Here is a 25,908-nt window from a genome sequence, read left to right on the forward strand (position 1 = left end):
GGGGGGGCTTTGGGGTGGTGGTGGGGGCTGGGGTTGGGGGGCTTGCTTGGTCTTTGCCGGGCGGGGCGGGGATGAGGCGGCGGGGGGCGGGGCTCCTATGGGGGCGGTCCGCCGCGACGCGGCGGACTGCGCTTGGTGCTCGGCCACGGCGGGCGGCTGCGGAACTCGCTGGCCTGCGGCCAGCTCAAACAGTCCTCGCCGACCCCTCGCTGCGCGAGGGGCAACCCGCCGTGGCCTGCGCGCCTCGCCGCCCCCGAAGTCGCCCCGCCCGCCTCCGCCTCATCCCTGATCGCCCCGCTGGTGGCGTGGCACGGTTTGGGGCTGTGGCGTGGCGATCAGTGTCGCGTTAGCAGCCGTCTGCGGTTGGTGCCCGTTGGCGCGGCGGTTGGTCAGCCACCGATTGCAGCCGTGGCGGGCCACCAGCGGGGCGAAAAAAGGGCTGGGCGGGCATCTGGCGGGGCGCCTTGTTGGTGCTGAGAAGCGGAATGCCGAGGTGGGCACGCGCAGCGTGCATCGTCATCTGACTGGCCGTGGTTGTTTGAACGAAGCGGATGCAATCCGCGCAGTGAGTTCCACGGCCCCACCTCGGCATGAGCATCGCAAGGCAGTCCCGCTTTCAGCGGGACCACCAACATGAAGCCCTGACGGATGCCCACCCAGCCCGCGCCCCGCGCTGCAAAGATAAAACAACCTACCCTGGCACCGCAGCAGCAGCAGCAGCAGCCGCCGCAGCCGCAGCCGCAACATCAAGCGCCAATCACCGCACTGGCATCCAGCAGGATTTCCCGCGCCCGCTGCGCAATCGGCGACAGGTAGCCGCGCCGCCGCAGAATGCCGATGCGCCGGTGCACCCCAGGCAAATCGAGCGGCACCACCACCACGTTGCTCGGCAAGGCCGATGGCGAGCCAAAGCGGGCGTTGAACAGGCTGACCATCTGCGTGCGCGACACCACCGTGTACAGCGACTCCAGCGAATTCACCTCTACCGGCACGCTCAAACGCGGCAGGCCATGCCGGGCCGCCGCCTGCTCCAGGCTGCGCCGCGCCACCTCCTGCTTGCCCGAGCCCACCCACTGGCAGCCGATCAGATCGCTCATGGACAGGCGCTCGCGCTGGGCCAGGGGGTGGCGGTCGTTCATGATCGCGCTGAAAGGGTCGTCGTACAGCTCATCCACCTCCACACCCGCTGGCAAGTCGTCCGGCAAGGGGCACACGGCCAGGCCCAGCTCCTTGCGATCGATGGCGCCCAGCAGCACGTGGTTGAAGGCGGTCGTCACTTTCACGTGGGCAGCGGGCCGCTCGGTGGTCAGCGTGGGGAACAGCGCGCTCAGCACAAAGTGCGACACCGCCGGGGTGATGCCCAGGCGCAGCAGGCCGGCGTGGCCGCCGCCCAGGTCGCGAGCCTCCATCACCGCGTCGTCCATGGCATTGGACAAGGTGCGCACCCGGCCATAAAAAGCCCGGCCCGCCTCGGTCAGTTCCGAGCCACGCGGCGTGCGGTTGAACAACACCACGCCCAGGTGCTTCTCCAGGCGCTTGATGGATTTGCTCAGCGCCGGCTGGGTCAGCCCCAGGCTTTGAGCGGCCCGCACCAGGCTGCCCTCGGTGGCGGCGGCGATGAAATAGTGGATGTCCGGATCCAGGGTGGCCATGACCAATGGTAATGGACAAAGGCAATCGCGGTTATTTGCTTTCATGGCCCAAGCCGCCCAAACTGACGTGCATGAGCAGTCACCAGCCGCAGAACCACGCCACCTTCAGCCACATGCGAGATGGCACGCCCGAGGATTGGGCCGCCATCGCCCGCGAGTTCGCTCCCTATGCCCGCCAGTTGCCCGACCGGGTGCTGGACCACCTGAACCTGCTGAAGGGCGATTGCGGCGGCTTCCCCATCGACCGCTTGAGCCACTGCCTGCAAACCGCCACCCTCGCCCACCAGGATGGCCGCGACGAGGAGTACGTGGTTTGCGCCCTGTTGCACGACATCGGCGACACCCTGGGCAGCTACAACCACGCCGACATCGCGGCGGCCATCCTCAAGCCTTTCGTGAGCGAAGAGAACCACTGGATGGTGGCCCACCACGGCATCTTCCAGGGCTACTACTTCTTCCACCACCTGGGCATGGACCGCGACCTGCGCAACCAGTTCCAGCCGCAAACCGAGCTGTACCAGCGCACCGCCGAGTTCTGCGAGCGCTACGACGCGGCCGCTTTCGACGCCCAGCGCGAGACCCTGCCGCTGGACTTCTTCGAGCCCATGCTGCGCCGTGTGCTGGCCGTTCCCAAGCAAAGTCTGTACGCCAAGATCGTGGCCAGGGAGTCGGTGCCAGAATCCTGACCATGCCCACGCTTCGACCTCTGCCTGCCGCGCCCGATCCCCAGCGGGAAAAGGCCCCCGCCACCGCCAAAGGCCAGGTCGCCGATCCTCAAAAAATCCCGGTTGACATCAAACCCAGTGCCATCGATGGCCAGGGGGTTTTCGCGCTGCAGGCGGTGCCCGCCCGGCGCAAGATCGGCGAGATTCGGGGTGAATCTGTCAGCACGGCCGAAGCCTTCAAGCGGGCCAAGGCGCTAGAGAAAAGCACGGGCCGCGTCTTCATGATCGCCGTGTCGAACGCGCGCTCGTTGGATGCCACCCAGTCGACCGACCCGCTGCGCTTTGCCAACCACTCCTGCGCGCCCAACATGGTGCTCAAGGTGCAGCAAGGCCGCGTGGCGTTCTACGCCTTGCGCGACATCGCGGCGGGCGAAGAACTCACCGTGGCCTACGGCCCCACCCACCATGCCGGGCGCCTGGCCTGCCGCTGCGGTGCACCCGGCTGTGCAGGCCGTTTGTAGAAAACCCTGATACGCCAACCCTGGGCTCCCCCTGAAGCGAGGGGGCTTTCAGCGGTACAACGGCACCTTGTCGGCCCCTGATCGCCTCACAACACGCCCCGCGCGCCAGCGACTTCACGAATACTGTATTCGTCAGGAGTCCCTTCCCATGAATGCCTCAGTGAATGGCCGCTTTTGGCGGGCCGGCAAGCCGGTCCCCTTGGGCGATGTGCAGTTCAAAGTGCTTCAAGCGCGCATCCGCATGCTGTTCGCGCACATGCCCGCCGCCTGCCTGGTCGCCACCGGCTTTTCCAGCTTGCTGGCCTGCTTGCTGCTCCCCACCATGGGCGGTCAGCGTGTGTGGGCTTGGCTGGCCCTGAAAGGCATCATCGCCGTCCTGCTGTTCAGCCAGTCGCGGCTGTTCAGCCACAGCGCCGACCCGGTGCACCCCAAGTGGTACCGGGGCTTTCTGATCCTGCTGGCGATCGATGGCCTGGTGTGGGGCTCGGTGGGCTGGTGGATGACGCCGCTGGTGCGCCTGGACCTGTTGGCCGTGACGCTGGCCTGTCTGCTGGGCGTGGCCTCCATGGGCACCTTCATGCTCAACCCCGACGCGGGCTCGGCGCGCGCCTTCATCATCCCGATGCTGGTGCCCAACGCGGTGTTCTACCTGGCGCGCCAGGACTCATTCGGCCTGTTTGGCGGGGCCTCGGTGCTGGCCTTCGTGGGCTTGCTGTTCATGGAGACCCGCTGGGGGCAGAACCGCATCGAGGAGTTGCTCTTCCTGCGCTACACCACCGAGGAAGTCGCGCAGGAGCGCGCCAAGGCCCTGGCCCTGGCCCAGCACCACAGCGAGGCCAAGAGCCGTTTCCTGGCCACCATGAGCCACGAGATGCGCACGCCCCTGCACGGCATGCTGGGCCTGACCCGCATGCTGCGCGACGAGGAGTTGCGCCCGCAAGCCCAGCAGCGCCTGGACCTGGTCGAGCGCTCTGGCGAGCACCTGCTGTCGGTCATCAACGATGTGCTGGACACCTCCAAGATCGAAGCCGGTCATGTGCATGTGGAGCGGCGTCCTTTCGACCTGAGCACGGTCATCCACGACGTGGTGGCCGTCTCCACGGTCAACGCGCAGGCCAAGGGCCTGCAACTGCTGCTGGAGTCCACCTTGCCCGCCATCCACGAGGTGACGGGCGACGCGGCCCGGGTGCGCCAGGTGCTGCATAACCTGCTGGGCAACGCTGTCAAGTTCACCGACCAGGGGCGCATCACCGTGCGGGTGTCACGCGTGGTGGGGCATGACACGGTGACCCTGGCGGTCGAAGACTCGGGCATTGGCATCCCCAGTGACGAGTTGCCTTTCATCTTCGAGGCCTTCCACCAGGTCGAAAGCTCGATGGAACGCCGCCATGGCGGGGCTGGGCTGGGCCTGACCATCTCCCAAAAGCTGTGCCGCGCCATGGGCGGCGACCTGCGTTGCACCAGCGCGCCTGGTCGGGGCTCGGTCTTCGTGGCCAGCTTTGGCTTGCCGGTGGTGGCGCGTGCCAACCAACCGGTGGCCACTCAGGCCCGTGGCGAGGCTGACGAAGCCAGGTTCATGTCGCGCGCCGAGAGCGGCGGACGCGGCGTGGTCCTGCTGGTCGAAGACAACCCCATCAACGCCCTGGTGGCCGACGCGGCACTCAAGCAGTTTGGCCTGTCGGTGGTGCTGGCCGAAGATGGGCACAAGGCTTTGCGCTGGTTGCAGGATCACCAGCCCGACCTGGTGCTGATGGACTGCCAGATGCCTGGCATGGACGGCTTTGATACCACGCAGCACATCCGGACCCTGGAGCGCCAACAGGCGCGGGCACGCGTGCCCATCGTGGCCCTGACGGCCAATGTGCTGCCCGAAGAACGCCAGCGCTGCCTGGACGCGGGCATGGACGACCACCTGCCCAAACCTTTTCACCGCAACGACCTGGCCCATCTGCTGACCCAACACCTGCCCCGCGGGCATCGGTTGTCAGCAATGGTGACAGACGAGCCGACCGTCATGCAGCGCATGGCATGATCGCCGCCGACTCTATCAAGGGGGCCACTTTCCGGCCCAACCCATTCATGAAAAAATCCCTACTCGCACTGGCTATGGCTGGTGCTGCCCTGGCCCAGCCAGCCCTGGCCGCCAAGCAGAAAGTCTGCATCTTTGACATCCTGGGCACCAGTGGCGACGGTTTCAACGCCGCCAAGGACTACGCCCTCGAGATGCAAAAAACGGGCGTCGACATGGAGCTCAAGGCTTATGTGGATGAGCGCGTGGCCGTGGAAGACTTCCGCACCGGCCAATGCGATGCCGTGATGGCCACCGCCCTGCGCACGCGTAGCTTCAACGCCCTGTCGGCCGCGATCGACTCGGCCGGCGTGTCCACCATCGTGCGCAATGGCAAGGTCGACATGGCCGCCAGCTACGAAGTGGTCCACAAAACCATCCAGACCTTCGCCTCGCCCAAGGCCGCCGCGCTGATGGTGAACGGCCAGTTTGAAGTGGGCGGCATCATCCCCCTGGGCGCCGCCTACGCTTTTGTGAACGACCGCCAGATCAGCACGCTGGAAGCGGCCTCCGGCAAGCGCATCGCCGCCTTTGACCATGATAAGGCCCAGGCCCAGTTGATCCAGCGCGTGGGTGCCCGCCCCGTGGCCGCCGACGTGACCAACTTCGGCGCCATGTTCAACAACGGCAGCGTGGACGTGCTCATCGCGCCGTCCATCGCTTTCAAGCCGCTGGAGCTGGCCAAGGGCGTGGGCACCAAGGGTGCTGTGTCGCGCTACCCCATGACCATCCTGACCTACCAGATGATCATCAAGCGTGATCGCTTCCCCGAAGGCTTTGGCCAGAAGTCGCGCGAAGTGTGGCTGAGCCGTTTCGACTACGCACTGGACATCGTCAAGCGCTCCGACGCCTCGATCCCCGCCAAGCTGTGGATGGACCCCACCCCTGCCGACACCGACCGCTACACCGTGCTGATGCGCGATGGCCGCATCGACATGGCCGAAAAAGGCTTCTACGACAAGAAGGGCCTGAAGATCATCAAGCGCATCCGCTGCGACGTGAACCCCTCGGCGCCCGATTGCTCCGAGGCCAGCGAAAACTGGTGATCCCTGCAAGGTTCATGAATGAAAAAAGCCCGCGAACTTCGCGGGCTTTTTGTTGGCCGTCAGGCCAGCGGGCGATCCGTGGATCAGCCCAGAGCTTGCAGCTCGGTGTTGACCTTGGCCAGCAGGTCGTCGGTGATCAGGCCACCGGAGAACTTGGCGACCATGGACAGCGCGAAGCCCTTGCCCATCGCGATTTGCGGGTGGGTGGAGATGCCGGGCAAGTGCTTTTCCAGGATGGCCTTGGTGGTTTCGTTGTCCAGCAGATCGCCGAGTTTGGATTCGATCGAGAAGCTCATTGCAATGTCTCTCAACAAAGATGGAAGAAGGTGGGAAGGTGAAGGCGTAAGCATACCCGCTTCAAACGCTTGTTTACCACCCGGCCGGGTTTTCCTTGTGCAGTGCTGCATAGCACAAAAAACGCCGTCATCCAGCGCTGATCCTCGGAAGGTTTTGTGATAAGTGCGGCCCACTTATCCCCAAAATGAATGCACCGTCAAAGGGCCTGTTGCATTTTGTAATCAGCACCTCGCAGACGCCGTGTACATGTGCTAAGTCATTGATTTGATTGAATTCTTTGCCCATGCCTCAAGTTTGGGCAGAACAGGGGAAACCCTCTGCTGACAAAGAGTTAGCGCGGGTGTGCAGAGGTTTCCCACAAAGTTATCCACAGCTTTGGTGGACAAGGCTTGGCCCATGTGAATCAAGGACTTAGCGGCATCTTTTGCAGATCAACTTTGAGAGATGGCAGCAAGGTCCAAAAAACGGAGCGCGGACATGACGGAGCCTTCGGTTTTCAGGACGCAGCCTCATGGAACAATGCGCCCAACGCCGCCCTGCAGATTTCAAAAGGATGACAACGTTTGTAGGATTCTGAGCAACTAGGTTAAACCCTTGGTTTGACGCTGGAGAAAATCAGTTATCCCCATTCCTGGCCAAGCTCATGCACAAGCATGGGGCATCACCCCACCCCTGTGAACCCTGTCGGTGCCAAGCCGCTAAGTCCTTGATTCATATAGAAAGACCCTGGTTGCCTCATCTTGAGGCAATTTAAGCCAAACCACCGTGTGACAAGCATTTAGCGCACATCTGGGTGGGTTTCCCACAAAGTTATCCACAGACCCCGTGGATAAGGGTTAGACCCCCTGAAATCAAGCACTTGCGTGCATCCTTTCACACCTTGTCAGAAGTTCGGAGACACGATTGCCCTGGCCCGCCACTCTTCACCGCCCACTTTGGAGCCCGCTTTGACGACCGACGCGGTGCGCCAGCGGGTTCGCGTGGTGGTGGAGGCGCCTCAGCACAGTGGGCTGTGGGGCGCGCTGGACTACCTCAGCGAGGCGGCCTTGCTGCCCGGTGAACTGGTGCGCGTGCCGCTGGGCCGCCGGGTGGTGACCGGGGTGGTGTGGGACGAAGCGCCCGAGGGCGAAGTCTCCCCCTGTGCCGATGCCGATCTGAAAGAGGTGGCCGAGGTGCTGTCGGGCCTGGCCCCCTTGCCGAAGGCTTGGCGCCAACTGGTGGCCTTTGCCGCCGCGTATTACCAGCGCAGCTTGGGCGAAATGGCCCTGATGGTGCTGCCGCCCGAGTTGCGCCAGCTCGACGCGCTGCAGTGGCAACGGCGCCGCAAACGCCTGGACAAGGCCTTGCTGGCGCCCCTGCCAGCAGCGACCTCACCGGCGTTGCCTGAATTGACCGAGCAACAGGCCCAGGCCCTGGACGCCCTGGCCCACCCTGGCGAGCAGCCCTACCTGCTGTGGGGCAGCACCGGCAGCGGCAAGACCGAGGTCTACCTGCGCCAGACCCAACGCGCGCTCGACGACGGCAAGCAGGTGCTGATCATGGTCCCCGAGATCAACCTCACGCCGCAGCTGGAAGCCCGCGTGGCCGAGCGCTTCACGGGGCGGCGCATCGTGTCCCTGCACAGCGCCCTGACGCCCGCCCAGCGCCTGCGCCATTGGCTGATGGCCCACCTGGGCCAGGCCGACGTGATCCTGGGCACGCGCCTGTCGGTGTTCACGCCCCTGCCGCGCCTGGGGCTGATCGTGGTCGATGAAGAACACGACCCCAGCTACAAGCAGCAGGACGGCGCCCGCTACTCAGCGCGCGATCTGGCCGTTTACCGTGCCCGGCTTGAGAAAGTGCCGGTGATCCTGGGCTCGGCCACGCCCAGCCTGGAGAGCTGGTTCAACGCCCTGCCTGCCAGCGAGGGTGGCGCCGGTCGCTACCAGCGCCTGGCCATGCCCGCCCGCGTGGGCGATGGCGTGATGCCCCGCGTGCGCGTGCTGGACCTCTCCAAAGTGCTCAAGCCCACCATGGGCCAGGAGCCGCCGCCCGTGGCGCAAGAACTGTTGCACGCGATCGAGGAGCGCACCGCGCGCGGTGAGCAAAGCCTGGTGCTGCTCAACCGCCGCGGCTACGCGCCCGTGCTGCATTGCAGCGACTGCGGTTGGAAGAGCGGTTGCCCGCATTGCAGCGCCTGGCGCGTCTTCCACAAGCAGGACCGCACCCTGCGCTGCCACCACTGCGGTTTCACCGAACGTGTGCCGCGCGCCTGCCCCGATTGCGGCAACACTGACATCCAGCCCGTGGGCCGGGGCACCGAGCGCCTGGAAGAGCAACTGGCCGCCGCCATGCCCACAGCGCGCATCGGCCGCATCGACGCCGACGTGACCCGCCTGAAAGGCGCGCTGGAAGAACAGCTGGCCAGCGTGCACGCCGGGGAGATCGATGTGCTGGTGGGCACGCAGATGGTGGCCAAGGGGCACGATTTCCGCCGCATCACGCTGGTGGCGGCCGTGAACCCCGACGCGGCCTTGTTCGCCAGCGATTTCCGCGCGGCCGAGCGCCAGTTCTCTCTGTTGTTGCAAGCCGCCGGGCGCGCCGGGCGCGATGCCGAAGCCGCCGGCCGCAGCGAGATGTGGGTGCAGACCTGGCACCCCACGCACCCGCTGTACCAGTCACTGCGGGCTTATGACTACCCCACCTTCGCGGCCAGGCAACTGGAAGAGCGCCAGATGGCGGGCCTGCCGCCCTACGCCAGCCTGGCCATCCTGCGCGCCGAGGGCAAGACGCAAGAGGCGGCACAAGCCTTCCTGCGCGATGCGGCAGACGCAGCCAAACCCTCGGCCGACGCTTTGGGCTGCGTCACTTTGTACCCAGCCGTGCCCACGCCCGTGCAGCGCGTGGCCAACATCGAGCGGGCGCAGATGATGATCGAATCACCCAACCGGGCCGCATTGCAGCGCTTCCTGACCGACAGCCAGCCGCTGTGGCTGGACACGGCGCAGAAAAACCGCCGCAACGGACTGGTCCGTTGGGCGGTTGATGTCGACCCCTTGTCGATCTGAGGCGAAAGCTTCAGCCCAGCAAGGCTTCCATGCCTTCGCACAGTTCCGACAAAGGCGGCATCTCGGTCAGCAGCGTCTCGGGCTTGAGGCCCAGCTTGATGCAGACCTCGGTGGGGATGGTGGCGATCAACTCCTCGCCTTCCAGGCCGTTGTGCTCGGCACGGGCGCGCCAGGCGGACAGGTGCAGCACCCCCGCGACGGCGTCAAAGGGGGCGTGCGCCATGGGGTCGGGGAAGTTGGCGATGGCTTCGCTGAAGGCGGGTGGGAACTTCCACTGGCGGGCCAGTTCGGCTCCCACGTTGGCAAAGCTGTAGCCAAACGAAGTGCGCTCCATGTCGATGCGTCGTGGGTCCAGCGGCGTGGCCAGCTTGTCCAGGTGCAGCATCTGCTCGGGCATGCCAGCGTGCATCACCAGTTGGCCGATGCCGTGCATCAGGCCCACGGTGAAGGCCAGGTCCACGTTCTGGTGGGCCGCTTTGGCCACCCAGCGCGCCACCGCAGCGGTCTGCATGCTGTAGCGCCAGAACTTGTTCAGGTCCATGCCTGGCATGGATTTGTAGCCGCCCGTCAGGCCGGAGCTGATCACCAGGGTGCGCACGGTGACGAAACCCAGCATGGCCACGGCGTCATTGACGGTGCCAATGCTGCGCGACACATGGTAGTAGGCCGAGTTGCCCAGGCGCAGCAAGCGGGCCGACAAGACGGGGTCGGCTGCAATCTTGTTGACGATGACGTCGATGGAAATGTCGTCGTTGTTGAAACTATCGATCAGTTCATGAACGATCTTGGGCACGGCCGGCAGGGCCTGGGGTTGTTTGAAAAGTGCTTCGAGCTGCATCGCCAGCCTCCATCTCGATTGAAACCATGTGGACACTGCCCCCAGAAGCGGGATGACAGCTCAGTCTGCTTATCGACCTGTTGAGGTCAAGACTTGAGCATCGGGCAAAGCAGGCTTTTCAAGCGGTGGAAAAGCGCGGGTGCAACCCCGCACTTGCCGGTATTGGTGGGCAGGGCCATGATGGACAAGCGAATTTTCTGTGGAGACAGCTGACATGGTGGGCAAGAAAACAGCATGGGTGGCGGTGGCCTGGGCCGCCTTCAGCGCGCAGGCGCAGCCTTCATCACTGCCCCAGCGCAACCTGCTGGTGGAGTGGCGCATGAACTCGTCCAGCGAGCAGCAGCGCCAAGCCGTGGGGCTGCGCACCGGCGAAATCATCGTGGACAGCCGGCGCGGGGTACAGGGCCGCGCCGGTGCCGTGGTCACCTCGACGACTCGGTCCAGCAGCCAGACCGGCCTGCAGCAATTGCAGGTGCTCAATGGCGGCCAGGCGCGGATCTACCTGGGCAGCAGCCGGCCGGTGACGCAATGGCAGTTCGGGGTGGGGGGGCCTGGGGGCACTCAGCTGGTCAATCCGGCGGCGGGCAACGGCGGTAATGGTGCGCCCACGCCCGGCTGGCAGGCCTGGTCGTCAACCACCCTGGTGGACACCGGCCGCGGCATCACCGTGCGGCCCCGCTGGACGGGCGGCCAAGTGGTCACCGTCGAGCTGGAAGCGCGTGTGGCCCAGCAGGCGGCCTACGGGCCCGATGGCCAGACCGAATCCACCGAGGTCATGACCACCGTGCAGGTGCCCCTGGGCAGCTGGACGGCGGTGGCGCAGCGCGGCGGACAGGTGCAGCAAAGCCGACGCGGCCTGCTGTCCACCGAAGACAGCAGCCGGGATGAGCAAGAAGTGCTCGAGATGCGCGTCTCCGCGCCCTGACCCGGCCGCAACTTCTCCGCAACAATGGGGGGCAGGCCGCGCTGGCCTGGACTGCTGAACAAGAAAGGCACCCCCCCCATGGCCAACGCCGCCAGTTTCCTGACCGAGATGACCCGCAAGATGCTTGAAAAGGTGGAGCGCGCGGGCCTGCCGCCCCTGCACCAGCAACCCGTGGCGCAAGCCCGCCTGTCTTACAGCATGGGCGTGGGCGCCATGGAGGGCGAACGGGTCGAGGTGGCCCGGGTCGACAACTTCAGCATCCCGGGCCCGGCAGGCAGCATTCCCGCGCGCCTGTGGGCGCCCAGCCACGACGCCTGCCTGCCCGTGCTGCTGTACCTGCACGGTGGCGGCTTTGTGGTCGGTGGCATCGACACCTGTGAAGGCATGTGCCGCCGCATTGCCGAGCAAAGCGGTGCGGCCGTGGTTGCCATCGACTACCGCCTGGCGCCCGAGCACCCGTTTCCTGCGGGGCTGGACGATGCCTTCGCGGCCCTGCAATGGCTGGGCACCGAAGGCGTCTCTCAGGGCCTGGATCCCAGCCGCATCGCGGTGGGCGGCGACAGCGCGGGCGGCACGCTCAGCGCCACCTTGGCCCTGATGGCGCGCGACGCGGGCCTGACCCTGGCGCTGCAGGTGCTGTTCTACCCCTCGGTCGAGCCCTCGGCGACCACGGAGTCCTACAAGGCCTTCTCCAAGAACCTGATGCTTGACGAGAACCTGATGCGCTGGTTCGAAAGCCAGGCCCGAGGCCAGGGCTTCCAATCCGACTGGCACCGCGAACCCATGCTGGCCGCCAGCCACCAGGGCGTGGCCCCGGCCTGGATCGGCCTGGCCGAATGCGACCCGCTGGCCGATGAAGGCCGAAAATACGCCAAGGTCTTGCAGGAGGCGGGCGTGCCCGTGCAACTGACGGTGTGGCCGGGGGTGGTTCACGACTTCATCAACATGGGGCGCTTCATCCCCGAGGCCTACCAGGCGCACACGGCGGTGGCCCAGGCCCTGAAGGTCGCTTTCGGTTTGTGACTTCCGCGCCATGAAAGCGGGTGGCATGGGCCTTGCACGCGCTGAGTCCATGTCCACCTCATCCCATGTTCCCAGCGGCGTCCAGGCCTCCCGCGCAGCGGCCGTCTGGCGCGACCGCCTGAGCCTCTTGCTGGAGTCCACCGGCGAAGGCGTGTACGGCATCGACATGGACGGCCTGTGCACCTTCATCAACCGGGCGGGGGCGCACATGCTGGGCCACGAACCCGAAGAGGTGCTCGGCCGCAACATGCACGAGCTGATGCACCACACCGATGCCGATGGCGGCCACTACCCGGTCGATTGCTGCCCCATCTACAACGCCTTCCGCGCCGGGGTGCCTTGCCGGATCGACAGCGAGGTCTTGTGGCGGGCCGATGGCACTTCCTTCGCGTCCGAGTACTCCTCCTACCCCATCCTGGATGGCGGGCAGGTGCTGGGCGCCGTGGTCACCTTCGTCGACATCAGTGACCGCCGCGAGCAGGAAACCAAACTGCGCCAGGCGCACGACGAGCTGGAGCACCGCGTGGCCGAGCGCACGCAGGCCCTCAGCCAGGCCGTGAGCCAGTTGCGCGAGTTGCAAGCCCACATCGACGGCGTGCGCGAGACCGAGCGCCAACGCATCGCCCGCGAGATCCATGACGAACTGGGCAGCCTGCTGGTGGGCCTGAAGATGGACGTGAGCTGGCTGGAAAAACGCGTGGCCGACCAGCCCGCCCTGCGCTGCAAATGCCAGGACATGCGCGGCCTGATCGATGGCGCCGTGGACAACGTGGGCCGCATCATCACCGACCTGCGCCCCTCCATCCTCGACCACCAGGGCCTGTGGCCCACGCTGGAATGGCAGGCGCAGGACTTCATGGACAGCAGCGAGATGCGCTGCCACTGGAGCATGGAGATCGCGCCGGGCCTGAACGCACCGGAAGGCCCGCTGGCCACCGCCGTGTTCCGCATCTTTCAGGAGATGCTCAGCAACGTGGCGCGCCATGCGCAGGCCACCGAGGTGGACATCCGCATCTGCGCCATGCCCAGCGACCTGACCGTGCGCGTCAGGGACAACGGCCGGGGCGCCCCGCCCAGCGTGTTCAACAGCCCCAACGCCTATGGCGTGATGGGCATGCGCGAGCGGGCCGGCCACTTCGGCGGCTGGTTGCACATCGACAGCCAGCTGGACAAAGGCACGCAGATCATCCTGAGCATGCCGATGTACCAGGTCGCGGCTCAGGCTCAGACGCGACACTCCCAGGAGCGCGCGGCATGATCAAAGTCATGCTGGTGGACGACCACCTCATTGTGCGCCAAGGCCTGCGCCAGGTGCTGGGCGATGTGGACGACCTGGCCGTGGTCGCCGACGCGGCCGATGGCGTGCAGGCGATGCAACTGGTGCGCCAGTTGATGGCGGCCAAAGAAGGGCCGGGTGTTGACGTGGTCCTGCTCGACATCGCCATGCCGGGCCGCGATGGCCTGGAGGTGCTCAAACAGATCAAGGCCGAGTACCCGCGCCTGCCGGTGCTCATGCTCAGCACCTACCCCGATCGCCAGTTTGCCGTGCGCTGCCTGCGGGCCGGGGCGGCGGGCTACCTCAACAAAAGCGCCGACCCCGATGACATGGCGGCCGGCCTGCGCAAGGCCGTGTCGGGCGGCGTGTACCTCACGCCCAGCGTGGCCGAGTTGCTGGCCACCTCCCTCAGCGAGGTGCGCGACAAGCCCGCGCACGAGAGCTTGTCGCAGCGCGAGAGCCAGGTCTTTCGCCTGCTGGCCGAGGGGCAGAGCGTGGGCCAGATCGCCGCGGCCTTGAGCCTGTCGTCCAACACCGTGTCCACCTACCGGGCCCGCATCCTTGAAAAGACCGGCACCCGCAATGATGTGGAGCTGGCGCTGTACGCCGTGCGGCAGCAGGTGGTGGCGGTGTGAGCGGTTGTAGTGCCCGCCCTACAAGCGAATCACAAATGCCGTGATGGCGTGGGGCTCGCTGCTTTTCTACAGTGGGACACCAGTTGATGGCCACCTCTCGGTGGTGCCAAGGAGTCCCGGATGTCCAGCTACTTCGACCCTTACGATGCCGACCGCCCTCTGCGCCTGAGCTGCGCTTGCGGTCAGGACCACGCACCTCACGAGCATGATGCGGCCCTGTCCCGCGATGCGGCGGTGCACGAGCTGACCCAGCGCAGCGAGTCCGAGGACTTTGCCAGCTACTCGCGCGAGTTCATCGAAGCCAGCCTGGTCAAGGCCTTGTTCCCGCAGGACGCGGTGCGCCGCCGCTTCCTGCGCGCCGTGGGCAAGGGCACGGCCCTGGCTGCCATCGGCAGCGTGCTGCCCACCATGAGCCTGCAGGCCATGGCCGAAGAAGCCGCGCCACTGGAAAAGAAGGAGCTCAAGATCGGCTTCATCCCCATCACCTGTGCCACGCCGCTGATCATGGCCCACCCCCTGGGCTTCTACAAGAAGCAGGGCCTGGATGTGAGCGTGGTCAAGACGGCGGGCTGGGCCCTGATCCGCGACAAGATGATCAACAAGGAATACGACGCCACGCATTTCCTGTCGCCCATGCCTTTGTCGATCAGCATGGGGCTGGGTTCCACCGCCAAGCCCATGCACGTGGCCACCATCCAGAACACCAATGGCCAGGCCATCACGCTGGCCATGAAGCACAAGGACAAGCGCGATCCCAAGGACTGGAAGGGCTTCAAGTTCGCCGTGCCCTTCGAGTACTCGATGCACAACTTCCTGCTGCGTTACTACGTGGCCGAACATGGGCTGGACCCTGACAAGGACATCCAGATCCGCGTGGTGCCGCCACCCGAGATGGTGGCCAATCTGCGCGCGGGCAACATCGACGGCTACCTGGGCCCCGACCCCTTCAACCAGCGCGCGGTGTTCGAAGAGGTCGGCTTCATCCACCTGCTCACCAAAGAGATCTGGGAGGGCCACCCATGCTGCGCCTTCGGCACCAGCGCCGAGTTCATCGCCCAGAACCCCAACACCTTCGCGGCCCTGTACCGCGCGGTGCTGACCTCGGCGGCCATGGCCCGCCAGGCCAAGAACCGCGAGCTGATCGCCAAGGTCATCGCGCCCAAGGAATACCTCAACCAGCCCGAAGCCGTGGTCGCCCAGGTGCTCACCGGCCGCTTTGCCGATGGCCTGGGCAATGTGCGCAACGTGCCGGACCGCGCCGACTTCAACCCCATCCCCTGGCAGTCGATGGCGGTGTGGATGCTCACGCAGATGAAGCGCTGGGGCTATGTGAAGGGCGACGTCAACTACAAGCAACTGGCTGAGAAAGTCTTCCTGCTGACCGAGGCCAAGAAGCACATGAAGGCCTTGGGCGAGACCGCACCTGAAGGCGCCTACCCGGGCTTCAAGGTGATGGGCAAGGCGTTCGATCCCGCCAAGCCCGATGCCTATGTGAACAGCTTTGCCATCAAGCGCACCTGAGCCAGCCTGATGAAACCAGCCCTTCCCTGGTGGCGCACCGAGCGGGTGCGAGCAGGCCTGCTCTCGCTGTTGATTCTGGCCGTGATCTTGGGCGTGTGGCACTTGGCCACGCTGCCCAAGGCGGCCGTGGCCAGCAGCGGCCCGGCGCTCACGCCCGAGCAGATCGAGTACCTGAAACTCATGGGCAAGGACCCGGGCGTGCAAGCTGACGCGGGCACGGGCACCTCGGGCTTCCCGACCCTGCTCCAGATGGGCCGCACCGTGCGCGAGCACCTCAGCCAGCCCTTCTATGACAAGGGCCCCAATGACAAGGGCGTGGGCCTGCAGCTGATGCACTCCCTGGGCCGGGTGGGCGCGGGCTACCTGCTGGCCGCCTTGCTGGCCATCCCGCTGGGCTTTGCCATCGGCATGTCGCCGCTGGTGTACCGGGCGCTCGACCCGTTCATCCAGGTGCTCAAGCCCATCTCGCCGCTGGCCTGGATGCCACTGGCGCTCTACACCATCAAGGACGCGGCCCTGTCCGGCATCTTTGTGATCTTCATTTGCTCGATCTGGCCCATGCTGATCAACACGGCCTTTGGCGTGGCCGGTGTGCGGCGCGACTGGCTCAATGTGGCCCGCACGCTGGAGGTCTCGCCCTGGCGCACGGCCTTCGAGGTGATCCTGCCTGCCGCCGCGCCCACCATCCTCACGGGCATGCGCATCAGCATGGGCATCGCGTGGCTGGTGATCGTGGCCGCCGAGATGCTGGTGGGTGGCACGGGCATCGGTTACTTCGTGTGGAACGAGTGGAACAACCTCTCGCTGCCCAATGTGATCTTCGCCATCTTGATGATCGGCCTGGTGGGCATGGTGCTGGACACCCTGTTTGCGCGCTTGCAAAAGGCGGTGACCTATGTCGACTGACGCGCGAACCTGTCTGCAGGTGCAAGGCCTGGGCAAGACCTACCCGGGTGCCAGCGAAGCGGTGTTCGAGGGCGTGAACTTCCAGATCCAGCGGGGCGAGTTCATCTGCATCATCGGCCACTCAGGCTGCGGCAAGACCACCATCCTCAATACCCTGGCCGGCCTGGAGCACGCCAGCGAAGGCCATGTTTTCATGGATGGTCGCGAGGTGGTGGCACCGGGCCTGGAGCGTGGCGTGGTCTTCCAGGGGCATGCGCTGATGCCCTGGCTCACCGTGCGCCAGAACATCGCCTTTGCCGTGCGCTCACGCTGGACAGATTGGTCGCGCACCCAGGTGGCCGCCCAGGTTGAACGTTATGTGCAGATGGTGAGCCTGAGCCAGGCGCTGGACAAAAAACCGTCGCAGTTGTCGGGCGGCATGAAGCAGCGGGTGGGCATTGCCCGTGCCTTTGCCATCGAGCCGCGCATGCTCTTGCTGGACGAGCCCTTTGGCGCGCTGGACGCGCTCACGCGCGGCACCATCCAGGACGAGTTGCTGCGCATCTGCGCCGACACCCAGCAGACCGTGTTCATGATCACGCACGATGTGGACGAAGCCATCTTGCTGGCGGACAAGATCCTGCTGATGAGCAACGGGCCACGCGCACGCATTGCCGAGATCGTGGTCAACACCCTGCCCAGGAACCGCACCCGCGCGGGCCTGCACCACGACCCGCAGTTCTACCCCTTGCGCAACCACCTGGTGGACTTCCTGGTGGACCGCGCCAAGGACCTGAGCCATGGGCGCGCGCCGCAGGTGCCGCCCGAGGTGCGCCCCGGATTGAGGAGCCTTTCATGACCGACAACACACCGAGCCGCCCACCCCTGCCGCCCTTCACCGAAGAGTCGGCGCGCCTGAAGGTGCAGATGGCCGAAGACGCCTGGAACTCCAAAGACCCGCAGCGCTGCGCCGCCGCCTACACGGCCGATTCATGGTGGCGCAACCGCAGCGAGTTCCTGCAAGGGCGCGACGCCATCGTTGCCTTCCTGACGCGCAAGTGGGCCAAAGAACACCAGTACAAGCTCAAGAAGCGCCTGTTCGCCTTCACCGGCAACCGCATCGCCGTGTGCTTTGAATACGAGTATCACGATGACGCCGGGCAATGGTGGCGCGCCTACGGGAACGAGAACTGGACTTTTGACGAGCGAGGCCTGATGGCCCGCCGCGAGGCCTCCATCAACGATGTGGCCATCCTTGAATCTGAACGCCAACTTTGAAAGAAAGGGCACACACCATGAACCGCGAAGACGTCACCGACCTCATCATCGAAGCCAAAGTCAAGAAGGGCTTGAAATGGGCCGACGTGGCCAGCAAGGTGGGCCTGAGCAAGGAATGGGTCACGGCCGGTTGCCTGGGCCAGATGACCTTCACGCCTGAGCAGGCCGCCACCGTCGCCGAAATCTTCGGCCTGCCCGACGAGGCCAAGCTGTGGCTGCAGGAGGTGCCCTACAAGGGGTCGCTGCCCACCTCGGTGCCCACCGACCCGCTGATCTACCGCTTCTACGAACTCATCAGCGTGTACGGCACCACCTTCAAGGCGCTGATCCACGAAGAGTTCGGCGACGGCATCATGAGCGCCATCGACTTCAAGATGGACCTGAAGCGCGAAGCCAACCCGATGGGTGATCGCGTCAGCATCGTCATGTCGGGCAAGTTCCTGCCCTACAAGACTTACTGAGCTTCAAGGCTCACGCCACCTCAGCGCGGCCACAGCACCCAGGCCGACATGGCTTGCTTGGTGCGTCCCGCTTGTGCCAGGGCCTCGTCGCCCCAGCCCCAGAAATAGTCGGCCCGCACGCCGCCAATGATGGCCCCGCCCGTGTCTTGCGCCACCACCAGGCGTTGCAGGGACTGCGGCGCGGGCGGGGTTGGGCTCCAGGGCTGTGGCACCGTGCTGTCCAGCCACATGGGCGTGCCCAGTGGCACGGCCTCGCGGTCCACGGCCACCGAACGGCCAGGGATCAGTGGCACGCCTTGTGCGCCCACTGGCCCGACCTGAGGATCAAGCAAAGCCTCTTCCTTGAAGAACACCATGCGGGGATTGGCACGCAGCATTTCGGGCACGCGCTGCGGGTTCTGCACGGCCCAGGTGCGGATCGCGGGCCAGGAGGCCTGCTCCAGCGTGAAGGCGCCTTGGTCCACCAGCCAACGCGCCACCGATTGATAGGGCTGGTCGTTGTGGCCGGCGAAGGCCAGACGCACCGTGCGGGGCTGGCCCTGCGCCGTCAACTCATCCTGAACGCGCACACGGCCCGAGCCCTGCACCTGGATCAGCAAGGCGTCCAGCGGATCGGCCAGGTAGACCACCTCGCGACCCGCGACCGAGGCGCGCGCTTCGGGCAAGGTATCCAGTTCCGCCCGGGTGTAGTGCGGCTTGCGCACGCCCAGGTCGGCCGGGGCGCGGTAAAGCGGGTACTGAAAGCGCGCATCGGGCTTGCGGCGCGCGTCCAGCAGGGGTTCGAAATAACCGGTTAGCAGACCTGTGGTCTGGCCATCCAGGGTGTTCAGGCGCCAGGGGCGCAAGTGCCCTTCCAGCCATTGACGCACGAAATCATCGGCCACCTGGCGGCCCCATGCCACGCCCAGTTCGCGCACCTCGGCGCACACCGTGGCCCAGCCGGGCCCGGGCCGCTGGCAGCTTTGCCACAAGGCGGGCCAGGATTCGCTCACGCGGTCTTGCGACCAGCCGGGCAGGTCGGTGTATTGGGCCGGTGTCCACAAGGCCCTGGGCCGCACCAGGTCGCCACGCCCATCGGGCTGGGGCAACACGGTGCCCGGCGCCACGACCGGCGCACGCGCCACAATGGGCGCTGTGGAACGCCCTGAAGGGCCGCTGCTGCACGCTGCGAGGCTGCACACCACCAGGGCCGCCGTGGCCCGCTTGTAAAACTGGTAAACCGTCATATGTGGCTGATTGTGCTGGAAGCCGTGGGGGCCTTGGCCCTCTTCCTGTTTCTCATGTGGTGGACGATGTTCTCGGGGCGCGCCAAGGGCGAGCTGACCGAGCTCAGCGAGGCGGCAGCAGAAAGCTCAAAGGATGACGCCGCAGCCGACGCCACAAAGCCGCCTGCAGACGCGCCCGGTCCTTGATGCGCACGCCGCGTGAACGCATGGCCACGCGCAGGGCCAGCACGAAGCTCACGCCCACGTTCAGCAGCCCCGTCAGCGGGATGGCCGCCACGCACCACCAGAACTGAGGGTGGTTCAGCACGGCGGGCCCCAGGGTGCCTGCCGCCGCGGCCAACTGGCCGGTGGACAAGGTCACGTGCCGCACGTCCAGCGGCAGCGCAAAGAACCCGGCGATGACCGGCACCAGGCCCAGCATCAGGCCCAGCGACACATTCGAGCCCAGGCTCGAAATGTTCTGGCGCCACCAGGCCGCCCAGCGCACCGCGCGCTCTGGCCCCAGCGTGGCGCGGATGCGCGGGTTCCAGCGCAGGGCGCTGTCCAGGCGGTGCAGCACGAACCAGTTCTCAAGCCAACCCGCGAACAGGCTGGACACGAACAGCAGCACGCCGGTGAAGGCCGCGTACCACAGCGAGGGCCCCAGGAAGGTGAGCGAGTCCAGCACGTGGTTGGCCGAGTGCACATCGATCAAGGGCTGCTTGAACACCCACCACGACAGCGCCTGCGCGGCCAACACCACTGGTGCCACCACCATCAGGTTGCCCAGGATGCCGGCCATCTGCGATCTGAACAGATGGGCCACCTCGTCCACGAAACCTTCGACGGCCTCGTCGCTGCGCGTGTCGGCCAGCTTGGCCGCCATGGCGGGGGCCGTCATGGCCGGTTGCTTGGTGGCCACCGTGAAATGCAGCAACTGCACGATCACAAAGCTCAACGCGTAGTTGGTGCCCGCGGCCAGCCCACTCCAGAAGGGCGACAGGCCCAGGGCCAGCACTGCGAACTTCAAGAACGTGGTGCCCGCCAGCACCGCACCGCCACCTGAGGCGCGCCGCAGCATGGTGAGGTACTCGGCCCGATCGCGGGTGATGTAGTGCTCGCCGGTTTCGGCACTGCGCTCGGCCACCTTGCGTGCAAGCAGCGAATAGTGCTGCGTGAACAGCGCGCGCACACCGCTTCGCCTGGCTCCTACCTGGATCAAGTCCACGATCAAGGCGCGCAGGTCCGAGGTGGGGTGGCTTGACAGCACGCAATCCAGCAACTGTTCGATGCGCCGGCAACGCTCGCTCAACTGGTCGATCTGGAACACGATGTCGATCGACACCCCGTTGGACTCCAGGTGGTTGTGGATGCCCTGCGCAGCCTTGACGCAGGTGTCCAGCAAGGCGCGCAGGTACTGCGCCTCTTGAAGCAAAGTGCTCTTGGCCTGTTCAACGGGCGAAGGCCCGACCGCGCCTTGCAGCGCCAGGACGTGCAGGTTCTCGGCCACGTGCACCAGTTGCCGGAAGGCTTGCCGCGTGGGCGTGGGTGCGGCCACTTCGGCCCCTGTCTCCACGCCATCAAAGTCCACATCGACCCGCATGCCCATGCGCCCGCGCAACTCGCGCGAGAAGCCTTCGGCCCGCACCTGGCTGGACAGGAACATGATCGCGTCGTAGAAAGGCTCGTGCCACCCCAGGGGCTCGGACTCTATCGCGTCAATGGCTTCGCGCCACAGCGAGGCCAGCTCGGCCAGCACCGCGTCGTCCAGTTGAACCAGCCAGTCAGCGTCTTTGGGGTCGCTGAACAGCAAATTGAACAGGCTGGCCAGGTCGGTGGTGGCCGGGCTCATGGGCAACAGGCGCCCTCGCAGGCGCTCGCCCAGCTCGTCGCCGAACGAGGTTCGCGCTGCAAAGCCGTAGTCGGCCAGCAAGGCGGCCACATCGATGTCGCGCCAGAAAGCCGACAGCAGGGCCACGACCCCGGCGCGGCGCTCGGAGGGCGGTGCCAGTTGCCGCACGATGTACTTCACGCCCGAGATCGGCTCCCCCGATCGGATCCAGTCCATCAACTGCACCAGCCACAGGTGGCGCTCGGCCAAAGGCAGATCGCCGCTGGCCGAATCCAGCAACTGGCTGATGTCCACCGGACCGCCGGGTTGCGGCAACCATCGCCGCTTGGTTGTGCGGATCGTCGTGTCCTGAGTCAAACGCGAACCCTCGTCATCATCAAATCAATGCAAAGACTGTGATCGCGCCAGCGAGAACGGCTCGATGGGCGCGTCAAAAGGATGGGCTTCGTCGGTCATGCAAAAGAAGGTGCCCTGCATCAGGCCATGCGGCGTGCTCAAGCGCGTCCAGCTGGTGTACTCGAACTTCTCGCCCGGCTTGAGCATGGGCTGGTGGCCCACCACGCCCAGGCCGCGTACTTCCTCGACATGGCCGGTGGCATCGGTGATGACCCAATGGCGGCCGATCAACTGCGCGGCCACCTCGCCACTGTTGACGATGGTGACCGTGTACGAAAACGCATACTCTTGCTGAGCAGGGTTGCTTTGTTCTTCAAGGAACTGCGGTACCACCGCACAGGTGAATTGGGGATGACTCATTCGGCCCATTCTAGGAAGTGGAAGAGCAATCTTGGTGAAACGGCGTTTGAATAACCCTCGATGGCGCTGGGGATGCCGTTCAACCGGACCGACATGTTGGCACGAAATACCGCCGGGACTTTGAGGTACAACGTCGCATGAGCGACGAGTACCAGATCGAGATCCCCCCATCCTTCTACGACCTGCACACCGACGCGCGCCACCGTTTGACGGTGCCCATGGCGTTGGTGCGTGAGCGTTACGAGGTGTGTGAGGACCTGGCCAGCCACATGGTGGAGCACTGCCAGGGCGTGCACCGCGACATCGGCGTGGCCGAAGACGAAGTGCTGGTGCGCTGCCACCGGGGGCTGGTGTCGCCCGAGTCGGGCGTGTCGCTGGCCGAGGCCGGTTGGGTGGTGACGCGCCTGGCCGAACTGCTGGGGTGGGCGCCCATCGTGCTGGAGGGCCCTGCCACGTGATCACCTTCTACGCGTTCGGGGCGGCCTTTGGCCTGCCCGATGCCAGCCCCTTCGTCATGAAGGCCGAGATCCTTTTGAAAATGTCCGGCCAGCCTTATCAGGTCAACACCAAGGGAATGTTCAAAGCGCCGAAGGGCAAGCTGCCCTACCTGGACGACGATGGCACCGTGGTGGCCGATTCCACCTTCATCCGCTGGCACCTGGAGCGCAAGTACGGCATCGATTTTGACCAGGGCCTGAACGCCGAACAGCGCGCCACGGCCTGGGCGGTTGAGAAGATGCTGGAAGACAACCTGTACTGGATTGGCGTGCATTGGCGCTGGGTGAACGACGCCAACTTTGCCAAGGTGGCCGAGGTGTTCTTCAAGCCTGTACCGTGGCTGGTGCGCGGGCCGGTGGTGGCTTTCGTCAGGCGGCGTGTGCGCAACAGTTTGCATGGGCATGGCATGGGGCGCCATGCTGAAGCTGAGATGCAGGCCATTGGCAACCAGGGCTTGAAAACGCTGGCCACCTTGCTGGGCGACAAGCCCTTTCTGATGGGCGAACAACCTTGTGGCACCGACGCCATGATGTTCGCCATCTTGACCTCGGCGCTGTGCGCGCACTTTGAAACGCCGATGAAGGACGAGGTGAAGCGGCATGCCAATCTGGTGGCGTATGAGGCAAGGATGAGGGCGAGGTTCTTTGGGGATGACATCCTCGCTTGACCATGACCACCCTGTTTCTGGCTGCCTTGCGCATCTCACCTTGTAGCCATCAGTTACAGAAGGATCTGGCCTGTGTCGTGCTATTTTCGGGGCGCCCTCAGGCTGGGATTTGATCGCCTGATCCGCACGAATACAAAACAATGCGTGGAGATGTTTCGAATGAACCAGGTGACCGGGACCGTGAGGTGGGGCTTGATCTTGATGTTGCTGTCCGGGGTGAATGGTTGCATGGCTCAGCAGCAGGTTGCGCCGGTTCCGCTTCCGGCTGTTAAGCAGGGGGCACCCGATACCTGGGAGCCCGATGCCCGGCAGCGGGCCATCCTGGCTTCTCTGCCGACCGATGCTCAGGCCCAGCGTGAGGAGTTGATCCGACTGGCGCGGATTCCTTTGCCCAGCCATGCAGAGCGTTTGCGCATCGAGCATCTCACCGGACGAGATTTTCCGAGGCAACACCCCCTGCGTCAGAACGATGCCGTGTTGCTCGATCTCTACCGGAATCAGGACAAACCTGGCGCAGCCGAACTGAACGAATTGCAGGCTGTGTTGAAGGCGAAAGCGCAGTTGATCCCGCTGAAAGGTGGTCGCTTCATCATGGGGGACTTTGGTCCGATGAAGCTCAAGGATGGTTTGACCATCACAGGCCAGGCCAACAACCGGGCCCATCCGGTGGAGTTGAGCGCTTATGCGATCATGAAAGGGCCTGTCACCTTCGCAGCGTTCGACCTCTATCTGCGTGCCCAAGGACGGAGCGTGCTGAGCTGGATCATTGAAGGACATGAGAAAGCGCCCATCGTCGGAGCTCTTGCACACCGGCCCGGCTATGTGGCTTGGCCCGTCAATTGGCGGGATGCCAACGGCTTCTGCCTTTGGCTGAAGGACCTGACGGGCCAGCCGTTCGCTTTGCCGACGGAGGCGCAGTGGGAGTACGCGGCCCGCGAAGGCGGCAAGTTCATTTCACACCCTGTACACCACCTTCCTGGCATCCAGTGGGGCAATCCTTTCGTTCCGACCACCCAATCGGTGGACGATGGCATCGCCACCGTCAAAAAACTGGCAGGGGAGCCGACGACGTTCATCCGACCACAGCCTCCCAGCCTGACGGGCGAGAACCGCATCGGCATGCAAGGAGTGGTCGGGGGCGACGAAGTGGAGTGGACCGGTGATTGGTATGCCGATGACCCGCGCTTTGGACAAAAGCTGCTCAAGAACCCGGTGGGTGCCGCATCCGGGTCGCTGAGATCGGTCCGCGCCGTGGCGGGCAACTGGGCCAACAGCGTGCTGCACCGGTACGGCCATGAGGAGACACGGGGCAACCAATTCCGGTGTGTGCTCAATGCAAAGCAAGGTTGGCGCTGAAGGGGTCAAAGCGTGCGGTGTGTGCGACGCTTGCGCTGCCGAGGGGGCTGGCCAGGCCAGTGACGATCGGGTCCAGCCAACCTTCCGAGAATGAGTCAATGAAGGCGTCCAGGTCACTGCGCCCGAACGCCCGGTCAGACAACACCGACGATTGCTGTCACGTTGCGGTGAGGCGTGCTTCGCACAAGAGCCCGTAGCTGCGATTGGCCTAGCGGTGCAATATGACCCAGCAAATGTCGGTGCCGACTTGCGCGGCGGCACTGGGCGCCCGGTTGTCACAAGTGAACGCCAATTCATCCTGGGTTACCAGGCCCCGACATCTACAATTGAAGTCTGCGATTACAGCGATCTCAACGAGTGATTTATGCAAACAGGGCGGATGCGGTTGACCATCAATGTCATCGACAAGCAGCGGGTGCTGAAGTTGCTTCCCCTCATGCTGTTGAGCATGGGGCTGACGGGGTGCGAGTGGTGGGCGCAAAGGCAGGCTGACAAGCTGGCGCAGGCGCCCGAAACGCAGGCCAAGATCAGGGCTTTGGTGGACAAGAGCTTGAAGCAACTCAGCCCGGTTCAAGGCGGTGGATTCTGGTTGGGCGACTTTGGCGTGTTGATGGACGACCACGCCAAGCAGAACAATATCGCACCAGGGCCCGATGCCAAACCCGGCGAGAACTTGGCGTTCACGATTGATGAAGACAACAAGCCGCCTAAGTGGGTTGAGTTGGATGGGTTTTCGATTCAGCAATACAAGGTCACGTATGGGGACTTTGATGTGTATGTGGCGGCCAATGCGTTGCCGGCGCATCCGCCAAAGGGCGACGAGGTATTTCTGAAGATATGGCGAGACTCCCGAACCGCTGACGACGTGCCTGCCGGCGTGATCTGGAAGCAAGCCAAGGGCTACTGTCAGTGGCTGGGCAAAGTGACTGGGCTGCCGTTCGATCTGCCCACCGAAGCTCAGTGGGAGTACGCGGCCAGCAATCGCACCAACAGCTATCGCCATCCTTTTCCAACCGATACAGGGTTGTTGGAAGAGGGGCGCACGCATCCAACCTTCAAGCAGAAGGAAGATCTCATTGGCAATGGCGCGCTTTATCCGGTGGGTCGGTATGCCGGATCGCCTTTGGGCCTGCATGACCTCGTGGGCAATGGCTACGAATGGATGGATGACTGGTATGCACCAGGTGTGTATCAACAAGGACCGATCAAGAATCCTCAAGGCCCAGCGACGGGCACAGAGAAAGTATTGAGAGGAAAGCCCACCAACGAAGACTTCAGTGCCTTCCCTCACTTGACTAGGTATCACAGCGATCCCGCAGTGTCTAAGTCCCATGATGGGGAGCGGCGATTCCCCTTTACCCGAGAGAGTTTTCGTTGCGCGGTGAACAAGCCTCCTGTTGATCCACGCAAGTGAACGGACGAGGGCAGCGGCTCGC

The 25,908-nt window shown here is 64.9% G+C and carries 24 protein-coding genes; 18 read left to right on the forward strand and 6 right to left on the reverse strand.

Annotated features, from left to right (window positions below; genetic code table 11):
* Nucleotides 1–746 precede the first annotated feature (746 nt).
* The gene (locus tag Q7V20_RS07720) at nucleotides 747–1,652 is read right to left on the reverse strand and encodes a LysR family transcriptional regulator (protein ID WP_304788843.1); all 906 of its coding nucleotides are present in this window, start codon (nucleotides 1,650–1,652) and stop codon (nucleotides 747–749) included.
* Nucleotides 1,653–1,723: 71 nt separating this feature from the next.
* On the opposite strand from Q7V20_RS07720, the gene Q7V20_RS07725 reads away from it, so the two are divergent.
* The 4 genes from Q7V20_RS07725 to Q7V20_RS07740 all read left to right on the forward strand — a co-directional run bounded on the left by Q7V20_RS07725 (nucleotide 1,724) and on the right by Q7V20_RS07740 (nucleotide 5,952).
* The gene (locus Q7V20_RS07725) at nucleotides 1,724–2,338 is read left to right on the forward strand and encodes an HD domain-containing protein (protein ID WP_304788845.1); all 615 of its coding nucleotides are present in this window, start codon (nucleotides 1,724–1,726) and stop codon (nucleotides 2,336–2,338) included.
* A 2-nt stretch (nucleotides 2,339–2,340) separates the two neighbouring features.
* Nucleotides 2,341–2,838, forward strand: coding sequence for an SET domain-containing protein (locus tag Q7V20_RS07730; protein ID WP_304788847.1), 498 nt, complete (start codon nucleotides 2,341–2,343; stop codon nucleotides 2,836–2,838).
* A 148-nt stretch (nucleotides 2,839–2,986) separates the two neighbouring features.
* Nucleotides 2,987–4,870, forward strand: coding sequence for an ATP-binding protein (locus Q7V20_RS07735; RefSeq protein WP_304788849.1), 1,884 nt, complete (start codon nucleotides 2,987–2,989; stop codon nucleotides 4,868–4,870).
* Nucleotides 4,867–5,952 (forward strand): putative solute-binding protein, encoded by a 1,086-nt coding sequence (locus tag Q7V20_RS07740; protein ID WP_304788851.1) that lies wholly within the window; start codon nucleotides 4,867–4,869, stop codon nucleotides 5,950–5,952. The genes Q7V20_RS07735 and Q7V20_RS07740 overlap by 4 nt, the downstream gene beginning before the upstream one ends.
* 83 nt (nucleotides 5,953–6,035) lie before the next feature.
* Here Q7V20_RS07740 and Q7V20_RS07745 read toward each other — a convergent pair whose 3' ends face one another.
* Entirely contained in the window at nucleotides 6,036–6,248 is a 213-nt protein-coding gene (locus tag Q7V20_RS07745) for a hypothetical protein (RefSeq protein ID WP_304788853.1), read from the reverse strand.
* Nucleotides 6,249–7,196: 948 nt separating this feature from the next.
* Here Q7V20_RS07745 and priA point away from each other — a divergent pair.
* Complete coding sequence (gene priA, locus Q7V20_RS07750; protein ID WP_304788855.1) at nucleotides 7,197–9,296, forward strand: primosomal protein N'; 2,100 nt, start codon at nucleotides 7,197–7,199, stop codon at nucleotides 9,294–9,296.
* Between the two features lie 10 nt (nucleotides 9,297–9,306).
* Here priA and Q7V20_RS07755 read toward each other — a convergent pair whose 3' ends face one another.
* Nucleotides 9,307–10,134 carry an HDOD domain-containing protein gene (locus Q7V20_RS07755; RefSeq protein WP_304788857.1) on the reverse strand — a complete coding sequence of 276 codons (828 nt, stop codon included), beginning with the start codon at nucleotides 10,132–10,134 and terminating at the stop codon, nucleotides 9,307–9,309.
* A 199-nt stretch (nucleotides 10,135–10,333) separates the two neighbouring features.
* On the opposite strand from Q7V20_RS07755, the gene Q7V20_RS07760 reads away from it, so the two are divergent.
* The 9 genes from Q7V20_RS07760 (at nucleotide 10,334) to cynS (ending at nucleotide 18,138) form a co-directional block, all read left to right on the forward strand.
* Nucleotides 10,334–11,059 carry a hypothetical protein gene (locus Q7V20_RS07760; protein ID WP_304788858.1) on the forward strand — a complete coding sequence of 242 codons (726 nt, stop codon included), beginning with the start codon at nucleotides 10,334–10,336 and terminating at the stop codon, nucleotides 11,057–11,059.
* 78 nt (nucleotides 11,060–11,137) lie between these two features.
* The gene (locus Q7V20_RS07765; RefSeq protein WP_304788860.1) at nucleotides 11,138–12,082 is read left to right on the forward strand and encodes an alpha/beta hydrolase; all 945 of its coding nucleotides are present in this window, start codon (nucleotides 11,138–11,140) and stop codon (nucleotides 12,080–12,082) included.
* Between the two features lie 49 nt (nucleotides 12,083–12,131).
* Nucleotides 12,132–13,340, forward strand: coding sequence for a PAS domain-containing sensor histidine kinase (locus Q7V20_RS07770; protein WP_304788862.1), 1,209 nt, complete (start codon nucleotides 12,132–12,134; stop codon nucleotides 13,338–13,340).
* Nucleotides 13,337–13,993 (forward strand): response regulator transcription factor, encoded by a 657-nt coding sequence (locus tag Q7V20_RS07775; protein WP_304788864.1) that lies wholly within the window; start codon nucleotides 13,337–13,339, stop codon nucleotides 13,991–13,993. The genes Q7V20_RS07770 and Q7V20_RS07775 overlap by 4 nt, the downstream gene beginning before the upstream one ends.
* A 120-nt stretch (nucleotides 13,994–14,113) precedes the next feature.
* Nucleotides 14,114–15,514 carry a CmpA/NrtA family ABC transporter substrate-binding protein gene (locus Q7V20_RS07780; RefSeq protein WP_304788866.1) on the forward strand — a complete coding sequence of 467 codons (1,401 nt, stop codon included), beginning with the start codon at nucleotides 14,114–14,116 and terminating at the stop codon, nucleotides 15,512–15,514.
* Between the two features lie 9 nt (nucleotides 15,515–15,523).
* Nucleotides 15,524–16,420, forward strand: coding sequence for a nitrate ABC transporter permease (ntrB, locus tag Q7V20_RS07785; RefSeq protein WP_304788868.1), 897 nt, complete (start codon nucleotides 15,524–15,526; stop codon nucleotides 16,418–16,420).
* Nucleotides 16,410–17,258, forward strand: coding sequence for an ABC transporter ATP-binding protein (locus tag Q7V20_RS07790; RefSeq protein WP_304788870.1), 849 nt, complete (start codon nucleotides 16,410–16,412; stop codon nucleotides 17,256–17,258). Before ntrB ends, Q7V20_RS07790 begins: the two co-directional genes overlap by 11 nt.
* Nucleotides 17,255–17,677, forward strand: a complete 423-nt coding sequence (locus tag Q7V20_RS07795; protein ID WP_304788872.1) for a nuclear transport factor 2 family protein — start codon at nucleotides 17,255–17,257, stop codon at nucleotides 17,675–17,677. Before Q7V20_RS07790 ends, Q7V20_RS07795 begins: the two co-directional genes overlap by 4 nt.
* A 17-nt stretch (nucleotides 17,678–17,694) precedes the next feature.
* Complete coding sequence (gene cynS, locus Q7V20_RS07800; RefSeq protein ID WP_304788874.1) at nucleotides 17,695–18,138, forward strand: cyanase; 444 nt, start codon at nucleotides 17,695–17,697, stop codon at nucleotides 18,136–18,138.
* A gap of 20 nt (nucleotides 18,139–18,158) precedes the next feature.
* Here cynS and Q7V20_RS07805 read toward each other — a convergent pair whose 3' ends face one another.
* The 3 genes from Q7V20_RS07805 to apaG form a co-directional block, all read right to left on the reverse strand.
* A complete protein-coding gene (locus Q7V20_RS07805) occupies nucleotides 18,159–19,364 on the reverse strand; it encodes a murein transglycosylase A (RefSeq protein ID WP_304788876.1) in 1,206 nt (401 codons plus the stop codon).
* 103 nt (nucleotides 19,365–19,467) lie between these two features.
* Entirely contained in the window at nucleotides 19,468–21,510 is a 2,043-nt protein-coding gene (locus tag Q7V20_RS07815; RefSeq protein WP_304788880.1) for a site-specific recombinase, read from the reverse strand.
* A 66-nt stretch (nucleotides 21,511–21,576) separates the two neighbouring features.
* Complete coding sequence (gene apaG, locus Q7V20_RS07820; protein WP_304788882.1) at nucleotides 21,577–21,951, reverse strand: Co2+/Mg2+ efflux protein ApaG; 375 nt, start codon at nucleotides 21,949–21,951, stop codon at nucleotides 21,577–21,579.
* A gap of 137 nt (nucleotides 21,952–22,088) precedes the next feature.
* On the opposite strand from apaG, the gene Q7V20_RS07825 reads away from it, so the two are divergent.
* From Q7V20_RS07825 to Q7V20_RS07840, 4 genes are all read left to right on the forward strand, one after another.
* Nucleotides 22,089–22,409: a hypothetical protein gene (locus Q7V20_RS07825; RefSeq protein ID WP_304788884.1), complete on the forward strand. Its 321-nt coding sequence runs from the start codon at nucleotides 22,089–22,091 to the stop codon at nucleotides 22,407–22,409.
* Nucleotides 22,406–23,116: a glutathione S-transferase family protein gene (locus Q7V20_RS07830; RefSeq protein ID WP_304788886.1), complete on the forward strand. Its 711-nt coding sequence runs from the start codon at nucleotides 22,406–22,408 to the stop codon at nucleotides 23,114–23,116. Before Q7V20_RS07825 ends, Q7V20_RS07830 begins: the two co-directional genes overlap by 4 nt.
* Before the next feature lie 159 nt (nucleotides 23,117–23,275).
* Nucleotides 23,276–24,472, forward strand: coding sequence for an SUMF1/EgtB/PvdO family nonheme iron enzyme (locus Q7V20_RS07835; protein WP_304788888.1), 1,197 nt, complete (start codon nucleotides 23,276–23,278; stop codon nucleotides 24,470–24,472).
* A 379-nt stretch (nucleotides 24,473–24,851) separates the two neighbouring features.
* Entirely contained in the window at nucleotides 24,852–25,886 is a 1,035-nt protein-coding gene (locus Q7V20_RS07840) for an SUMF1/EgtB/PvdO family nonheme iron enzyme (protein WP_304788890.1), read from the forward strand.
* Nucleotides 25,887–25,908: the final 22 nt, after the last annotated feature.

Source organism: Aquabacterium sp. (assembly GCF_030652515.1).
In the GTDB taxonomy this organism is placed as follows: Bacteria; Pseudomonadota; Gammaproteobacteria; order Burkholderiales; family Burkholderiaceae_C; genus Aquabacterium.

What these genes read in the sequence shown, in the direction of transcription:
- Q7V20_RS07720 (WP_304788843.1), bottom strand. Translation starts at nt 1,652, where the DNA reads ATGGCCACCCTGGATCCGGACATCCACTATTTCATCGCCGCCGCCACC.
- Q7V20_RS07725 (WP_304788845.1), top strand. Translation starts at nt 1,724, where the DNA reads ATGAGCAGTCACCAGCCGCAGAACCACGCCACCTTCAGCCACATGCGA.
- Q7V20_RS07730 (WP_304788847.1), top strand. Translation starts at nt 2,341, where the DNA reads ATGCCCACGCTTCGACCTCTGCCTGCCGCGCCCGATCCCCAGCGGGAA.
- Q7V20_RS07735 (WP_304788849.1), top strand. Translation starts at nt 2,987, where the DNA reads ATGAATGCCTCAGTGAATGGCCGCTTTTGGCGGGCCGGCAAGCCGGTC.
- Q7V20_RS07740 (WP_304788851.1), top strand. Translation starts at nt 4,867, where the DNA reads ATGATCGCCGCCGACTCTATCAAGGGGGCCACTTTCCGGCCCAACCCA.
- Q7V20_RS07745 (WP_304788853.1), bottom strand. Translation starts at nt 6,248, where the DNA reads ATGAGCTTCTCGATCGAATCCAAACTCGGCGATCTGCTGGACAACGAA.
- Q7V20_RS07755 (WP_304788857.1), bottom strand. Translation starts at nt 10,134, where the DNA reads ATGCAGCTCGAAGCACTTTTCAAACAACCCCAGGCCCTGCCGGCCGTG.
- Q7V20_RS07765 (WP_304788860.1), top strand. Translation starts at nt 11,138, where the DNA reads ATGGCCAACGCCGCCAGTTTCCTGACCGAGATGACCCGCAAGATGCTT.
- Q7V20_RS07770 (WP_304788862.1), top strand. Translation starts at nt 12,132, where the DNA reads ATGTCCACCTCATCCCATGTTCCCAGCGGCGTCCAGGCCTCCCGCGCA.
- Q7V20_RS07775 (WP_304788864.1), top strand. Translation starts at nt 13,337, where the DNA reads ATGATCAAAGTCATGCTGGTGGACGACCACCTCATTGTGCGCCAAGGC.
- Q7V20_RS07780 (WP_304788866.1), top strand. Translation starts at nt 14,114, where the DNA reads ATGTCCAGCTACTTCGACCCTTACGATGCCGACCGCCCTCTGCGCCTG.
- ntrB (WP_304788868.1), top strand. Translation starts at nt 15,524, where the DNA reads ATGAAACCAGCCCTTCCCTGGTGGCGCACCGAGCGGGTGCGAGCAGGC.
- Q7V20_RS07790 (WP_304788870.1), top strand. Translation starts at nt 16,410, where the DNA reads ATGTCGACTGACGCGCGAACCTGTCTGCAGGTGCAAGGCCTGGGCAAG.
- Q7V20_RS07795 (WP_304788872.1), top strand. Translation starts at nt 17,255, where the DNA reads ATGACCGACAACACACCGAGCCGCCCACCCCTGCCGCCCTTCACCGAA.
- cynS (WP_304788874.1), top strand. Translation starts at nt 17,695, where the DNA reads ATGAACCGCGAAGACGTCACCGACCTCATCATCGAAGCCAAAGTCAAG.
- Q7V20_RS07805 (WP_304788876.1), bottom strand. Translation starts at nt 19,364, where the DNA reads ATGACGGTTTACCAGTTTTACAAGCGGGCCACGGCGGCCCTGGTGGTG.
- apaG (WP_304788882.1), bottom strand. Translation starts at nt 21,951, where the DNA reads ATGAGTCATCCCCAATTCACCTGTGCGGTGGTACCGCAGTTCCTTGAA.
- Q7V20_RS07825 (WP_304788884.1), top strand. Translation starts at nt 22,089, where the DNA reads ATGAGCGACGAGTACCAGATCGAGATCCCCCCATCCTTCTACGACCTG.
- Q7V20_RS07835 (WP_304788888.1), top strand. Translation starts at nt 23,276, where the DNA reads ATGAACCAGGTGACCGGGACCGTGAGGTGGGGCTTGATCTTGATGTTG.
- Q7V20_RS07840 (WP_304788890.1), top strand. Translation starts at nt 24,852, where the DNA reads ATGCGGTTGACCATCAATGTCATCGACAAGCAGCGGGTGCTGAAGTTG.